Source organism: Streptomyces inhibens, from assembly GCF_022221585.1.
Classification (GTDB): domain Bacteria; phylum Actinomycetota; class Actinomycetes; order Streptomycetales; family Streptomycetaceae; genus Streptomyces; species Streptomyces inhibens.
Genome location: NZ_CP084681.1, coordinates 1,888,010 through 1,902,966 on the forward strand (window position 1 = coordinate 1,888,010; position 14,957 = coordinate 1,902,966).

The window sequence follows — 14,957 nt, forward strand, 5'->3', positions numbered from 1 at the left end:
CATGCCGCCGACGCCGCGCCCCACCGTCCGGACGTCCACCGTGGACGACGACCCCTTCGCCTCAGCGCCCGCTCCCCCCGCGCCGCGCCGGGCGCTGCTCCTCGCCGCTCTCTTCACCCTGCTGCTCGCCCTGGTAGTCCTGCGCTGGGGCCCGTTGCTGTCCCTGGACACGGCCGTGACCGGCGCGCTGCACCGTACGGCGGTCGCCGCGCCCGGCTGGACCCGCCTCAACCGGGTGCTCACCGACCGGGTGTGGGATCCGTGGACGATGCGCGCGGCGCTCGCGGCGGCGGTCGGTCTGCTCGTACGGCGGGGTGAGCGGCTGCTCGGTGTCTGGGTGGCGGCCACCGCGCTCGCCGGTACGGGACTGCAACAGGGGCTCAAGGCGGTGGTGGGCCGGGCGCGCCCCGTCTGGCCGGATCCGGTGGACTCCGCGCACTACGCGGCGTTCCCTTCGGGGCACGCGATGTCGGTGGTGGTCGCGGGCGCCCTGGTGCTCTGGCTGCTGCGGCTGCACGGGGCGCGCCCGTTGTGGCGGTGGACGGCCCGAACGGTGGTCGTGGTCTCGGCCGTCGGCGTCGGCTTCACCCGGGTGTACCTGGGCGTGCACTGGCCGTCGGACGTCGTCGGCGGCTGGCTGCTGGGCGGCGCCCTGGTGGCCGGGGCGGCAGCGGTGTACCACGGCTGCGTACCGCGGACGGATTGGCCCGGCGCCGCGCGCGGGACAGGATGGTCGCCATGACCACGATCAAGGGTGTGCTCTTCGACTTCTCCGGGACCCTGCTGCGGATCGAGTCCGCCGAGTCCTGGCTGCGCGCGGCCCTGACCGCGTCCGGCACGGACATGGACGAGGCGGAGATCGCCCGCCGGGCGGCCGAGCTGGAACGGGCCGGCGCGCTGCCCGGCGGCGCCTCGCCCGTCGAGATCCCCGACGACCTGGCCGGCCTGTGGGAGATCCGCGACCGCGACGCCCGCCACCACCGCGCGGTGTACACCGGCCTGGCCCGCCAAGTCCCGCTCCCCCGGCCGGAGTTGTATGACGCGCTCTACGACCGCCATATGACGGCGGACGCCTGGCACCCCTACCCGGACGCCGCCGGCGTGCTGGCGGAACTCCACCGGCGCGGCACCCGGATCGGCGTACTGAGCAATATCGGCTGGGATCTGCGGCCGGTGCTGCGGGCGCATGGCCTGGACCGCTATGTGGACTGCTGTGTGCTGTCCTACGAGCAGGGCATCCAGAAGCCGGACCCGCGGCTCTTCGCCGTCGCCTGCCGGGAGTTGGGGCTGGATCCGTCCGCCGTGCTGATGGTGGGCGACGACCGCACGGCGGACGGCGGGGCCACGGCGCTGGGCTGTGCCTTCATGCCGGTGGATCATCTGCCGGTGGACCGGCGCCCGGACGGCCTGCGCCCGGTGCTGGACCTCGTGGACTGAGGGTTCGGGCGCCGGGGCGGGGTCAGTCCGCCGCCCGCAGAGCCAGCCATTGCTGGAGCTCGACGAGGTTGCCTTCGGGGTCCTTGAGGTGGGCGACCCTCATCCGGTCCGTCATCGGGGCCGGGCCGTGGGCGAGGACGGCGCCGCGCGCGGTGATCTCCGCGCAGTAACTGTCGAGGTCGTCGACCCGCAGGACGACAAGGGACCGGTATCCGGCCGGCGCCGCCGACAGCTCACCGAGGACCTGGCCCATCTGTGCGCGCTCCTGCAACGCGATACCCGCGGAGCCGCCGTCGCAGCTGAACTTCGCATACGGGCCGTCCTCGGCCTCGAACTGCGGCTTCAGCCCCAGGACATCCTGGTAGAAGCGGTAACAGCCGCGGAAGTCGGTGACCAGCAGGCGGATCTGGGCGAGTTCCATCGATACCCCCGTGAGATGTCGTACGTGCACTGCCGGACCGACGCTACCTCCCGACGGCGGCCGCCCGCTCGCGAAGCGTCGCGAAGTCCGGCCGGCGGCGGAAACGGAACCGCCCCGGCCGGGCGAAGTGCCGGCCGGGGCGGAACGGGTCAGTGCCGCTGACGCGTCAGGCGAGGGTCGCGAGGGCCTGGTTGAAGGTCTTCGACGGACGCATGACGGCCGAGGCCTTCTCGGCGTCGGGCTGGTAGTAGCCACCGATGTCGACCGGCGAGCCCTGGACCGCGATCAGCTCGTCGACGATGGTCTGCTCCTGCTCGGAGAGCGCCTTGGCGAGCGGGGCGAACGCCTCGGCGAGCTTGACATCGTCGGTCTGCTTCGCCAGCTCCTGCGCCCAGTACAGCGCGAGGTAGAAGTGGCTGCCGCGGTTGTCGATGCCACCCAGCTTGCGGCTGGGCGACTTGTTCTCGTTGAGGAAGGCGCCGGTCGCCCGGTCGAGGGTGTCGGCGAGCACCTGGGCGCGCGCGTTGCCCGTCGTCTGGGCGAGGTGCTCGAAGCTGACCGCGAGCGCGAGGAACTCGCCCAGGCTGTCCCAGCGGAGGTAGTCCTCCTTGACGAGCTGCTGGACGTGCTTGGGCGCGGAGCCGCCGGCGCCGGTCTCGAACAGGCCGCCGCCGTTCATCAGCGGGACGACCGAGAGCATCTTGGCGCTGGTGCCGAGCTCCAGGATCGGGAACAGGTCGGTCAGGTAGTCGCGCAGCACGTTGCCGGTGACCGAGATCGTGTCCTCGCCGCGGCGGATGCGGTCGAGGGAGAACTTGATCGCGTGGACCGGGGCCATGATCTCGATCTGCAGGCCGTCGGTGTCGTGCTCGGCGAGGTACGTCTTGACCTTCTGGATCAGCTGCGCGTCGTGCGCGCGGTCCTCGTCGAGCCAGAACACCGCCGGGTCGCCGCTCGCGCGGGCGCGGGTGACGGCGAGCTTGACCCAGTCGCGGATCGGCAGGTCCTTGGTCTGGCACATCCGGAAGATGTCGCCGGCGCCCACGGCCTGCTCGAGCACGACGTTGCCGTTGTCGTCGAGGACCCGCACGGTGCCCGTGGTGGGGATCTCGAAGGTCTTGTCGTGGCTGCCGTACTCCTCGGCCTTCTGCGCCATCAGGCCGACGTTCGGCACCGAGCCCATGGTCGAGGGGTCGTAGGCGCCGTGCGCGCGGCAGTCGTCGAGGACGACCTGGTAGATGCCGGCGTAGCTGCTGTCGGGGAGCACCGCGAGGGTGTCGTGCTCCTGGCCGTCGGGGCCCCACATGTGGCCGGAGGTGCGGATCATGGCCGGCATGGAGGCGTCGACGATGACATCGCTCGGTACGTGCAGGTTGGTGATGCCGCGGTCGGAGTCGACCATCGCCAGGTCGGGGCCCTCGGCGAGCTCGGCCTCGAAGGACGCCTTGATCTTCGCGCCCTCGGGCAGCGACTCCAGGCCCTTGAGGATGCCGCCGAGACCGTCGTTCGGGGTCAGGCCGGCGGCGGCGAGGGTCTCGCCGTGCTCGGCGAAGGTCTTCGGGAAGAAGGCCCGCACCACGTGGCCGAAGATGATCGGGTCGGAGACCTTCATCATCGTGGCCTTCAGGTGCACCGAGAACAGCACGCCCTCGGCCTTGGCGCGGGCGACCTGCGCGGTGAGGAACTCACGCAGCACGGCCACGCGCATGACGGACGCGTCGACGACCTCGCCCTCGAGGACGGGGACCGACTCGCGCAGCACGGTGGTGCTGCCGTCGTCCCCGGACAGCTCGATGCGCAGCGAGCCGGGCCGGCCGATGACCGCGGACTTCTCGGTGGAGCGGAAGTCGTCGTTGTCCATGTGCGCGACGTTGGTCTTCGAGCCGGCCACCCACTCGCCCATGCGGTGCGGGTGCGCCTTGGCGTAGTTCTTCACCGACGCCGGGGCACGGCGGTCGGAGTTGCCCTCGCGCAGCACCGGGTTGACGGCGCTGCCCTTGACCTTGTCGTAGCGGGCGCGGATGTCGCGCTCCTCGTCGGTCTTCGGGTCGTCCGGGTAGTCCGGCAGCGCGTAGCCCTGCTCCTGCAGCTCGGCGATCGCGGCCTTGAGCTGCGGGATCGACGCCGAGATGTTCGGCAGCTTGATGATGTTGGCCTCGGGGGTCTTGGCCAGCTCACCGAGCTCGGCGAGGGCGTCGTCGATGCGCTGGCCCTCCTCGAGACGCTCGGGGAAGCTCGCGATGATGCGCCCGGCCAGGGAGATGTCACGGGTCTCCACGCTGACGCCGGCCGTCGACGCGTATGCCTGGACCACAGGCAAGAACGAATACGTCGCCAGGGCCGGGGCCTCGTCAGTGTGGGTGTAGATGATGGTCGAGTCAGTCACCGGGTGCTCCGCTCCACGTCTGCAACATTGCTCGACATCAAGATATCTCGTGATCGACCTCTGTTCGACAGGGGCCCGCCCCGGGCAAAACCGGAAGAACCCGTTCCGACCCGATCCGACCGGGAAAAACCGGTTGCCCGCCGAGCGCGCGCTCTGCTCTACTCCCGGCACTTGCCGATCGACCGAGGAGCGACGAAATGCGGGAAGCGTGCATGTCCATCCAGAGGGGAATTTCCGTCGATCACAAGGACATGACGCTTCGTGCACACGCTGAACCTGGGAATTCTGGCGCATGTGGACGCCGGTAAGACGAGCCTGACCGAGCGGCTGCTGCACACCGCCGGTGTCATCGATGAGATCGGCAGCGTCGATGACGGCAGTACCCGCACCGATTCCCTGGCGCTGGAACGGCAGCGCGGAATCACGATCAAATCCGCCGTGGTGTCGTTCACCCTCGGTGGTGTCGCGGTCAATCTGATCGACACGCCCGGCCACCCGGATTTCATCGCCGAGGTGGAGCGGGTGCTGAACGTGCTCGACGGCGCCGTACTCGTCGTCTCCGCCGTGGAGGGCGTACAGGCACAGACCCGCGTCCTGATGCGGACGCTGCAACGGCTGCGCATTCCCACGCTGATCTTCGTGAACAAGCTCGATCGCCGTGGTGCGCAGGACGAACGGATCCTGCGCGGCATCGCCGAGAAGCTGACCCCGGCGGCCGTCGCCATGGGAGCGGTCCGCGGCCTCGGCACCCGCAGCCCGCGCTTCACCCCGTACGGCGCAACCGACGCCGCCTTCACCGACCGGCTGGCCGAACTGCTCGCCAAACATGACGAGGCGCTGCTGGCCGCGTACGTCGAAGACACGCCGGCCCTCTCCTACCGGCGGCTGCGCGGCGAGCTGGCGGCGCAGACCGGGCGGGCGCTGGTGCATCCGGTGTTCTTCGGCTCGGCGATCACGGGCGCGGGCCTGGCGGCGCTGAGCGCCGGTATCACCGAGCTGCTGCCGGCCGCCGAGGGCGATGTGGCGGGTCCCGCCGCGGGCACGGTCTTCAAGGTGGAGCGCGGTCCGGCCGGGGAGAAGATCGCGTACGTCCGGATGTTCTCCGGAGCGGTACGGACCCGGGAGCTGCTGCCGTTCCGCCGGCCCGGCGCCGCGCGGCACGACGCGGGCAAGGTCACCGCGATCAGCGTCTTCGACCAGGGATCGGCGCCGCGTCGCCCGTCGGTGACCGCGGGGCAGATCGGAAAGCTCCTGGGCCTGGGCGAGATCAGGATCGGCGACACCGTCGGCGTGGCGGAAACCGTGCCGGAGACGCAGCGGGCGCCCGCGCGGCGGCATTTCGCGCCCCCGACGCTGGAAACGGTCGTGTCCCCCGCCCGCCCCGCCGACAAACGGGCGCTGCACCTCGCGCTCAACCGGCTCGCCGAGCAGGATCCGCTGATCGGTCTGCGGCAGGACGAGATCCGGGGGGAGATTTCCGTAGCGCTCTACGGTGAGGTCCAGAAGGAAGTCATCCAGGCGACCCTGGCGCAGGAATTCGGGGTCGATGTCGTCTTCCGTGAGTCGACGACCCTCTGCGTCGAGCAGCCCCTCTCCTCCGGCGCCGCGTTCGAGATCATCGACAAGGATCCCAACCCCTTTCTCGCCACCGTCGGGCTCCGGGTCGATCCGGCCCCGGTCGGCGCCGGATCGGACTTCCGGCTGGAGGTCGAGCTCGGGTCGATGCCGTACTCGTTCATCAAGGCCGTCGAGGAGACCGTGCAACAGACGCTGCGCCAGGGGCTTTACGGGTGGCAGGTCGAGGACTGCACGGTGACCATGACGCACTCCGGCTACTGGGCACGGCAGAGCCACGCCCACGGCGTCTTCGACAAGAGCATGTCGAGCACGTCCGGGGACTTCCGCCATCTGACGCCGCTGGTGCTGATGAGCGCACTGCGACAGGCCGGTACGCAGGTGTACGAGCCGCTGCACCGCTTCCGGCTGGAGATTCCGGCGGACACGCTCGGGCCCCTGTCGCCGGTGCTGGCCCGGCTGCACGCCGTGGTGCGCGCCCCGGAGATGCGGGGCACGGCCTGCCTGCTGGAGGGGGAGATCCCGGCGGCCCGGGTGCACGAGCTGGGCCGGCGCCTGCCGGGACTGACCCGCGGCGAGGGCGTGGTGGAGTGTGTCTTCGACCGGTATCAGCCGGTCCGGGGCGCGATCCCGACCCGGCCGCGTACGGACCGTGATCCGCTCCATCGCAAGGAGTATCTGCTCCAGGTCGTGCGGCGGGTTGCCGGGCGCCGGGATGATGCGTGATCGTCGCGACGGACGCCCGGCATCGATCCCGTACGGGCCGCACCCCAGGAGGCATCGCACGCCATGACCACAAGCGCCTATCTCGACGCACTCTTCTCCCTCGCCGGCCGCACCGCGCTGGTCACCGGGGGCAGTTCCGGTATCGGCCGGGCCATCGCCGAGGCGCTGGGCCGCGCCGGGGCCGAGGTGGTGCTGCTGGCCCGGCGCGCGGAGCCGCTGCGGGCGGCCACCGCGGAGCTGCGTGCGGCGGGCTGTACGGCGGACTGGCTCGCCGCCGATCTGGGTGACCGGGAAGCGGTAGGCCAGGCGGCCGAGGAGATGGTGCAGCGGCACGGCGAGCCCGACATCCTCGTCAATGCCGCCGGGGTCAACCCCCGTCCACCGATGGGCGATCTGACCACGCCCGACTGGGACCGCACGATGGCCGTCAACCTGGAGGCGCCGTTTCTGCTCGGGCAGCGCTTCGGGCCCGGCATGGCGGAGCGCGGCTGGGGGCGGATCATCCATATCGCCTCGCAGCAGGCGGTCCGGGCGTTCGGCAACAGCGGTGCGTACGGGGTGTCCAAGGCGGGGCTGGCGGCGCTGGCCCGTTCCCAGGCGGAGGCCTGGTCGCGGCACGGCGTGAGCGTCAATGCGCTCGCGCCCGGCTTCGTGCGCACCCCGCTGAACGAGGCCGTGTTCGCCGACGCCGGGCGCACCGAGGCGATGGCGCGCCGCACGATGGCCGGGCGCAACGGCGAACTGGACGACTTCGCGGGCGCGGCGGTGTTCCTGGCCGGTCCGGGGGCGGCGTATGTGACCGGGCAGACGGTGTTCGTGGACGGTGGGTTCTCGGTGACGTGACCGGCCGACAGCCGGCCAATTACTGAACCACAATTCAGCAACAGATCCGTTGACACGGCCGCCGACCGCTCCAGATACTGACTCGCGGTTCAGTTATTTCCCGCGCCGCCGCCCGCCTGGAGGCACCATGTCAGCGCTCCCCACCGAACTGGTCCCGCTCACCCCCGAACAGTCCGACATCGTCGACCTCGCCCGCGCCTTCGCCCGCGACGAGATCCGCCCGCGGGCGCGCGCCGTCGACGAGGCGGACACCGTCACCCCGTGGGACCTGTGGCGCTCCGCCGCCGAGGTCGGCATCACCGGATTCATGCTCCCCGAGGAGTACGGAGGCGGCGGCTTCACCGATGTCTTCAGCCAGGTCCTGGTCCAGGAGGAGCTGTGCGTCGGCGACCTCGGCATCGGCAATCTGCTCTGCTCCAACGGGTTTTTCGCCGACCCGGTGCTCGCCCTCGGCTCCAAGGAGCAGCAGCACACCTGGCTCACCCCGCTCGCCGGGCCCGGCACCCCGATGACCGCGCTCGCCACCACCGAGCCGGGGGCCGGCTCGGACGCCGCCGGCATCACCACCACCGCGACCCCCGTCGACGGCGGCTATCTGCTGAGCGGCCAGAAGGCCTGGATCTCCAACGCGGGCGAGGCCGAGCAGTACGTCGTCTTCGCCAAGACCGACCCCGCCCTGCGCTCCCGGGGCGTGACGGCGTTTCTGCTCCGCAAGGACACCGAAGGCGTCACCTTCGGAGAGCCGATGCGCAAGATGGGCCAGCGCGCCATCGTCTGCCGGGAGATCTTCTTCCAGGACGCCTTTGTGCCCGCCGAGCAGCGTCTGGGCGACGAAGGCCAGGGGTTCCGCGGTCTGATGCGGACCTTCGACATCTCCCGCACGGTGCTGGGCGCCGCCGCGACGGGCGTGGCCCGGGCCGCGTACGAGTACGCCGTCGACTACGCCCGTACGCGCACCCAGTTCGGCAAGCCGATCATCGAGCACCAGGCCGTCGCCTTCCGTCTCGCGGACATGCGGACGCGGCTGGAACAGGCCCGGCTGATGACCTGGCGCGCCGCCAAGCGGCTGGACGCCGGTCTGGAGGCGACGACCGAGGCCGCGATGGCGAAGCTGACGGCCTCGGAGACCGCCGCCTACTGCACCTGGGCCGCGGTGCAGACGCTCGGCGGCTGGGGGTACTCGCGTGAGTACCCGGTCGAGCAGTGGATGCGCGACGCCCGGCTGGAGGAGATCGAGGAAGGCACCTCGGACATCATGCGGCTCGTCATCGGGCGGGGACTGTGAAGGGAACCGGCACCGGGCCGGGCTCCTCGGTGCTCACTGGCGGGGAGGCGCTCGTCCGGTCGCTGGCCGCCCATGGCACCGACCTCGCCTTCGGCATCCCCGGCACCCACAACCTGGAGATCTACCGCCATCTCGCGCCGTACGGCATCCGGCACCTCGCGCCCCGCCACGAGCAGGGCGCCGGCTATGCCGCCGACGGCTACGCCCGTGCCACCGGCTGCCCCGGAGTCGCGATCACCACCACCGGGCCCGCCCTGCTGAACATCGCGGCCGCGGTCGGCCAGGCGTACTCCGACAGCGTTCCGCTGCTGGTCGTCTCGCCCGGTATGCCGCTGCGCCACCCTCGGCTGGCCACCGGGATGCTGCACGAAATGCCCAGCCAGACCGAGGCGTTCCGGCATATCACCGCCTTCAGCCATCGGGTCTCCTCGGTCGAGGAGATCGGTGCGGCCGTCGCCCGCGCCTTCACACTGTTCTGTACGCAGCGGCCCCGCCCCGTCCATATCGAGGTACCGCTCGATCTGCTGACGGCCGCCGAACCGGCGGGTGCGCCCCGAGTGGCGCCACCTCATCTGCCGGTCCGCCCACGGCCGGAGGCGCTCCGGGAGGCGGCCGAGGCGCTGCGCCGGGCGCGCCGTCCCGCTCTCGTGCTCGGCGGTGGCGCCCACGGGGCGGGGGCCGAGGCGCTGGCCCTGGCCGAGCGGCTGGGCGCGGCGGTGGCGACGACCGCGAACGGCAAGGGGGCCTTCCCGGAGTCCCATCCGCGCGCGCTCGGCGTGCGGCTGCACACCGCCGCCGTGCAGAAGTGGCTGGCCGGCAGCGACGCCGTCCTCGCCGTCGGCACCGAACTCGCCGAGTCCGACCTGTGGTCCGCCCCGCCCGCGCTCACCGGCACCCTGATCCGCGTCGATATCGACCCGGCGCAGATGTACGCGGTGCTGCCCGCGGACATTGCGCTGGTCGGCGAGGCGCGGGAGACGCTGCGGGCGCTGTTGGACGAACTGCCCCGCGTGCGGGACGAGGACGGCTCCACCACCGGCTCCGCCCCCGCCCCCGTGGACGCCGCCGCGCTGCGCGCCGAGGCCGACGCCGGGACGGCCGGCGGGCGCGACGGGCGCCGGCTGCCGTTCCTCGCCGCGATCCGCTCCGTCCTCCCGCCCGGAACCGTGCTGACCTCCGACAGCGCGCAGTGCTGCTACTACGGCGCGCTGCCGCACCTGCCCGTCGACCCGCCCGGCCGCTACCTCCACCCCACCGGATTCGGCACCCTGGGCTATGCGTTGCCCGCCGCCATCGGCGCCAAAGCGGGCGCCCCCGAGCGGCCGGTCGTCGCGCTCAGCGGGGACGGCGGGTTCCAGTTCACCGTCCAGGAACTGGCCACCGCGGCCGACCTGGCGCTGCCGCTGCCGGTCGTGGTCTTCGACAACGGCGGCTACGGGGAGATCCGCGACGAGATGGCCGCCCGCGGTGACGCCCCCATGGCCGTCGACCATCCGCCGCTCGACCTGGGCGCACTGGCCCGTGCGTACGGCGGACACGGCGCCCGCGCGACCACCCCCGGCGCGCTCGCCGAAGCCCTGCGTACCGCCCTGACCGTGCCGGGCCCCACCGTGATCACCGTCCCCGAGCCGGCGGACCACCGCGAACCGGCCCACCCCACCGAGGAGACCGACCTGTGAGTGCGAACGGCACCGCCCCGCTGATCTCCCTGACCTGGACCGACCAGGTCACCGGCCACCTCGGCCACCTCGTCATCGACCGGCTGGTGCGCGGGGTGTCCAGCGGCGGGCTGCGGATGCGCGCGGGCTGCACCCTCGAAGAGGTCACCGGGCTCGCCCGCGGGATGACCATGAAGGAAGCGCTGCACTACGACCCCGACGCCCGCTATATCCCGCTCGGCGGCGCCAAGGGCGGCATCGACTGCGATCCGCACGCCCCGGAGGCCTATGGCGTACTGACCCGCTATCTGCGGGCGATGCGCCCGTACATCGAGCAGTTCTGGACGACCGGGGAGGACCTGGGGCTGACCCAGGACCTGGTCGACAAGGCGGCCGCCGAGGCCGGTCTGGTCTCTTCCATCCAGGCCGTCTATCCGCTGCTGGACGACGAGCGCGCGGCCCGGCAGCGGCTCGCCGACGCCTTCGCCGTCGAGGTCGACGGCATCGGGCTGGACGAGCTGGCCGGCGGATGCGGGGTCGCCGAGGCGGTGCTGGCGACGCTGGACCGGGCCGGGACCCCGTACGCCGGAACCCGGGTCGCTCTCCAGGGGCTGGGCACGATGGGGGGCGCCACCGCACGGTTCCTGGCGCGGGCGGGGCTGCGGATCGTGGCCGTGGCCGATGTGAAGGGGACCGTCGCCAACCCCGGCGGACTGGACGTCGAGGCGCTGCTGCGCGGCCGGGACGCGTTCGGCGCGATGGACCGTACGGCGCTGCGGACCGGTGATGTCGAACTGCCCCCGGAGGCCTGGCTGTCCGCCGACGCCGAGGTGCTCGTCCCGGCGGCGGTGTCGTACTGCGTGACCGCCGCCAACCAGGCGCGGATCACCGCCCGTTGGATCGTGGAGGCGGCCAATATGCCGGTGGTGCCGGAGGCCGAGGCGCTGCTCGCGGCCCGCGGGATCACCGTACTGCCGGACGTGGTCGTCAACTCCGGTACCAACGCCTGGTGGTGGTGGACGCTCTTCGGCGACATCGGCGCGGACGCGGACGAGGCCTTCGCGCATATACGCCGCTCGATGCGGGCGCTGATCGACCGGATGCTGGCGCGCGCCGCGGCCGACGGCAGCACTCCGCGGGCCGCCGCGCATGGGCTGGTCACCGACCGGTTGCCGGAGATCGCCGCACGCTACGGAAGCCACCGGTGACCGGCCGGCCGGCCGGCGGCCCCTGGGAGCCGCTGTTCGACCCGCGCAGCGTCGCGGTCGTCGGGGCGTCCGACAACCCGGAGAAGTGGGGCTACTGGCTCGCCGCCGGGGCGCTGACCGGCCGGCACCGCCGCAGTGTCCATCTCGTCAACCGGCGCGGCGGCAGCCTCCAGGGCGTGCCCTTCCTCCCCGGTCTGGACGCGCTGCCCGGCGCTCCCGAGCACATCGTTGTCGCGGTACCACCGTCCGGCGTCCGTCAGGTCGTCGTCGACGGGGTGGCCGCGGGGGCCCGCTGGTTCACCGTCATCACCTCGGGGGCCGGTGCGGCGGCCGAGGACCGTGAGCTGGCGGCGCTGGTCACCGCGCACGGGGGACGGCTGCTCGGCCCCAACTGTATGGGCGTCGTCGACACCGGCAGCGATCTGCGGCTGACCTGGGGCGACTTCCCGCGCGGGGAGGTGGGCATGGTGTCCCAGAGCGGCAATCTCGCGCTGGAGACGGCGCGGCTGCTCGCCCGTGCGGGCCAGGGCATCTCCCGTTTCGTCTCCCTGGGCAACCAGTCGGACATCGATGCCGCCGACGCCCTGGAAGCGCTGATCCCGCATCCGGCGACCCGGGTCATCGCGGCGTATGTGGAGGACTTCCGGGACGGGCGGCGGATGGCCCGTACGCTCGGCGCCGCGCGGGCCGCGGGAAAACCGGTGCTGCTGCTGACCGCCGGCCGCAGCGAGGCCGCCGGACGGGCCGCCGCCTCCCACACCGGCGCCCTGGTCAGCGCGCATGCCACGGTGGCCGCGGTGTGCCGGGACGCGGGCGCGCTGCTGCTGCACGGTGCGGGTGAACTCGTCGACACGGCCGTCGCGTTGCTGGCGCCCGCGCTGCCACGGGGGCGGCGGGTGGCGGTGGCCGGGGACAGCGGCGGCCAGGGCGCCCTGGCCGCGGACGCGCTGACCGCCTGCGGCCTCGACGTACCGAGTCTCTCTCCCGCCACCGCGGCGGCCGTCGCGGACCATCTGCCGCCCGGCTCCCACGCCGGCAATCCGGTCGATCTCGCCGGCGCCGGCGAGGCCGATCTCGCCAATTACGTACGGATCAGCGAGACCCTGCTCGCGAGCGGTGACGCCGATGCGGCCGTGCTGACCGGCTACTTCGGCGATTATGCGACGGCCAATCCCTCCCAGGAACGCCACGAGTGCGCGACCGCGGGCGCGCTCGCCGCCCTCGTCACGGCGCACGGCCGGCCCCTCGTGGTGCATTCGATGGCCCGTGACACCGCCGCCCTGGCCGTGCTGCGCGACCACGGCATCCCGGTCTACGAACGGATCGAGCAGACGGCCACGGCGCTCGCCAACGCCGCCCGCTGGCGGGCGGGTTCCCCCGAGCCGCCCCCGGTGCCGCTACCGGCCGGGCGCACCGCCCCGCCCGTGCCCGACGGTGCGTACGCAACGATGCGCGCGCTGCTGTGCTCCTACGGGGTGGAGTTCCCCGCGGCGGTGTTCGTCGGCACCGCCGACGAGGCCGCGCGTGCCGCCCGCCGCACCGGATATCCCGTGGTCCTCAAGGCCATGGGCCTGGCCCACAAGACGGAGGCGGGCGGTGTCGCGCTCGGCCTGCGGGACGAGGCCGCGCTGCGCGCCGCGTTCGCCGCCGTACGCGCGGCGACCGGCGCCGCGTCCTTCGCCGTCGAGGCGATGGCGGCGCCGCCGCATGCGGTCGAGCTGATCGCCGGGGTACGGCGTGACCCGGCCTTCGGCCCCGTGGTGCTGGCCGGTCTGGGCGGGGTGACCGCAGAGCTGCTCGCCGATACCGCGCTCGCCCTGGCGCCGCTCACCGTGGACCGCGCCCGCCGGCTGCTGCTCTCGCTGCGCGGCGCCCCGCTGCTGACCGGCTGGCGCGGCGCGCCGCCCGTCGATCTGGACGCCGCGGCCACAGCCCTGGTCGCCCTCGGTCAAGTGGCCCTCGATCACCCCGAGTTGACCGACATCGAAGTCAACCCGCTGCTCGTCCACCCGGGTGGCGCCCTCGCCCTCGACGCACACGCCGTCCCGTCCGCACCCGTCACGAAAGGCCACCACTCATGACCCCCGCCACTCCCGGATTCGACGGCCGTACCTACCTCGTGACCGGCGGCGGCAGCGGCATCGGCCGCGCCATCGCGCTCGCCCTGGGTGCGGCGGGGGCACAGGTCGTCGTCGCCGGGCGCACCCCGGACAGGCTCGCGGAGACGGTCCGCCTTCTGGAAGCGGACGGCGCGCAGGCGCTCGCGGTACCCACCGACGTACGCGACCCGGCGGCCGTCGACGCGCTGGTCACCCGCTCCGTGGAGCGCTTCGGCGCGGTGGACGGGCTGGTCAACAACGCCGCGGGGAACTTCGTCGCGTCCGGTATCGATCTGAGCCCCAACGGCTGGCGCGCCGTCGTCGACATCGTCCTCAACGGGTCCTTCCACTGCACCCGGGCCGTCGCCCGCAGACTCCGCGAGCAGGGCACGCCGGGATCGATCCTGTCGGTGATCGCGACCTACGCCTGGCACGGCCACCCCGGCACGGTGCACTCCGCGGCGGCCAAGGCCGGCGTGCTGGCCATGACCCGGACCCTGGCGGTCGAACTCGCCCCGCTGGGCATCCGGTTGAACTGCCTCGCCCCCGGCCCGACGGAGACCGAGGGCGCGGGCGCGGCCCTGTGGGCGACGCCCCAGGCCCGTAAGGAGGTCCTGGACAGCGTCCCGGCCGGCCGGTTCGCCGCACCCCGGGAGATCGCCGACGCCGCGCTCTTCCTGCTCGGCGAGGGGGCCTCGTACCTGACGGGCGAGTGCCTGACCGTGGACGGCGGCCAGTGGCTCGGCAAGCAGGTGTACGGGCGGGGCGCGACGGCAACGGCCTAGTTTGCCGTTCCACGTCCGAGCGGGGTCGGTTCAGCAGGGCGGTCGCACGGTCCCCTGTCGTCGAGGCAGATCGTCACGCGCCGCCCCGCACCGCGCCGTGCAGCGTCCAACCCCACAGGGCCCCGGCGGCCAGGATCTGCAGCCACCCGCTGATGAAGAACCGGCCGCGCAGCAGTGGCCACGCCGACAGCCCGGCCACAGCGCCCAGGATGATCAGCGTGAGCACCGTGCTCGTGCTGTCGAAATCGCTGTTCGCGGCGGTGTCGAAGAAGTGATATCCGGCCTCGTTCATCACCGGGAGCAGCGTGACGAGCGCGACGATCACGTCCAGCACGAGCAGACCGACCGCCAGCCCGAAGTCGGCGGCCGGCCCCCGTCCGCGCTCCCCGTTTTCCCCTCCGTGGTGCGGGGGTGTCCGCGGTGTGGGTTCGGTGGTCATGCGCTCAGCTTCCCCCCGCAACGGGACGGGGTCCTGAGTATCTGTACTCAGGACCCCGTACCCGGTGGTGTGTCGGTGCCGGCCGCCCGCAGACG

12 protein-coding genes are annotated in these 14,957 nt (G+C 72.6%); 9 read left to right on the plus strand and 3 right to left on the minus strand.

Annotated elements, in window-relative coordinates:
* The first annotated feature begins 1 nt into the window (after position 1).
* The gene (locus tag KI385_RS08820) at positions 2–742 is read left to right on the plus strand and encodes a phosphatase PAP2 family protein (protein ID WP_238571655.1); all 741 of its coding nucleotides are present in this window, start codon (positions 2–4) and stop codon (positions 740–742) included.
* Positions 730–1,437, plus strand: coding sequence for an HAD family hydrolase (locus KI385_RS08825; RefSeq protein ID WP_425356890.1), 708 nt, complete (start codon positions 730–732; stop codon positions 1,435–1,437). The genes KI385_RS08820 and KI385_RS08825 overlap by 13 nt, the downstream gene beginning before the upstream one ends.
* 22 nt (positions 1,438–1,459) lie before the next feature.
* On the opposite strand, the gene KI385_RS08830 is transcribed toward KI385_RS08825, so the two are convergent.
* On the minus strand, positions 1,460–1,858 hold the full coding sequence (locus KI385_RS08830; protein WP_238571657.1) for a VOC family protein: 399 nt from the start codon (positions 1,856–1,858) through the stop codon (positions 1,460–1,462).
* 166 nt (positions 1,859–2,024) lie between these two features.
* Complete coding sequence (locus KI385_RS08835) at positions 2,025–4,244, minus strand: NADP-dependent isocitrate dehydrogenase (protein WP_238571658.1); 2,220 nt, start codon at positions 4,242–4,244, stop codon at positions 2,025–2,027.
* 261 nt (positions 4,245–4,505) lie between these two features.
* On the opposite strand from KI385_RS08835, the gene KI385_RS08840 reads away from it, so the two are divergent.
* From KI385_RS08840 to KI385_RS08870, 7 genes are all read left to right on the plus strand, one after another.
* The gene (locus tag KI385_RS08840) at positions 4,506–6,545 is read left to right on the plus strand and encodes an elongation factor G (RefSeq protein ID WP_238571659.1); all 2,040 of its coding nucleotides are present in this window, start codon (positions 4,506–4,508) and stop codon (positions 6,543–6,545) included.
* Positions 6,546–6,608: 63 nt separating this feature from the next.
* Complete coding sequence (locus KI385_RS08845; protein ID WP_238571660.1) at positions 6,609–7,388, plus strand: SDR family NAD(P)-dependent oxidoreductase; 780 nt, start codon at positions 6,609–6,611, stop codon at positions 7,386–7,388.
* 127 nt (positions 7,389–7,515) lie between these two features.
* Positions 7,516–8,673, plus strand: coding sequence for an acyl-CoA dehydrogenase family protein (locus KI385_RS08850; RefSeq protein WP_238571661.1), 1,158 nt, complete (start codon positions 7,516–7,518; stop codon positions 8,671–8,673).
* Positions 8,670–10,352 carry a 5-guanidino-2-oxopentanoate decarboxylase gene (locus KI385_RS08855; RefSeq protein ID WP_238571662.1) on the plus strand — a complete coding sequence of 561 codons (1,683 nt, stop codon included), beginning with the start codon at positions 8,670–8,672 and terminating at the stop codon, positions 10,350–10,352. The genes KI385_RS08850 and KI385_RS08855 overlap by 4 nt, the downstream gene beginning before the upstream one ends.
* The gene (locus tag KI385_RS08860; protein WP_238571663.1) at positions 10,349–11,539 is read left to right on the plus strand and encodes a Glu/Leu/Phe/Val dehydrogenase dimerization domain-containing protein; all 1,191 of its coding nucleotides are present in this window, start codon (positions 10,349–10,351) and stop codon (positions 11,537–11,539) included. The genes KI385_RS08855 and KI385_RS08860 overlap by 4 nt, the downstream gene beginning before the upstream one ends.
* Positions 11,536–13,620 (plus strand): acetate--CoA ligase family protein, encoded by a 2,085-nt coding sequence (locus tag KI385_RS08865; RefSeq protein ID WP_238571664.1) that lies wholly within the window; start codon positions 11,536–11,538, stop codon positions 13,618–13,620. The genes KI385_RS08860 and KI385_RS08865 overlap by 4 nt, the downstream gene beginning before the upstream one ends.
* Positions 13,617–14,423, plus strand: a complete 807-nt coding sequence (locus tag KI385_RS08870) for an SDR family oxidoreductase (protein WP_238571665.1) — start codon at positions 13,617–13,619, stop codon at positions 14,421–14,423. Before KI385_RS08865 ends, KI385_RS08870 begins: the two co-directional genes overlap by 4 nt.
* Positions 14,424–14,496: 73 nt before the next feature.
* Here KI385_RS08870 and KI385_RS08875 read toward each other — a convergent pair whose 3' ends face one another.
* A complete protein-coding gene (locus KI385_RS08875) occupies positions 14,497–14,862 on the minus strand; it encodes a DUF6234 family protein (RefSeq protein WP_238571666.1) in 366 nt (121 codons plus the stop codon).
* Positions 14,863–14,957 lie beyond the last annotated feature (95 nt).

Coding starts and splice junctions, on each gene's coding strand:
- KI385_RS08830 (WP_238571657.1), bottom strand. CDS start 1,858: ATGGAACTCGCCCAGATCCGCCTGCTGGTCACCGACTTCCGCGGCTGT.
- KI385_RS08820 (WP_238571655.1), top strand. CDS start 2: ATGCCGCCGACGCCGCGCCCCACCGTCCGGACGTCCACCGTGGACGAC.
- KI385_RS08870 (WP_238571665.1), top strand. CDS start 13,617: ATGACCCCCGCCACTCCCGGATTCGACGGCCGTACCTACCTCGTGACC.
- KI385_RS08825 (WP_425356890.1), top strand. CDS start 730: ATGGTCGCCATGACCACGATCAAGGGTGTGCTCTTCGACTTCTCCGGG.
- KI385_RS08845 (WP_238571660.1), top strand. CDS start 6,609: ATGACCACAAGCGCCTATCTCGACGCACTCTTCTCCCTCGCCGGCCGC.
- KI385_RS08850 (WP_238571661.1), top strand. CDS start 7,516: ATGTCAGCGCTCCCCACCGAACTGGTCCCGCTCACCCCCGAACAGTCC.
- KI385_RS08875 (WP_238571666.1), bottom strand. CDS start 14,862: ATGACCACCGAACCCACACCGCGGACACCCCCGCACCACGGAGGGGAA.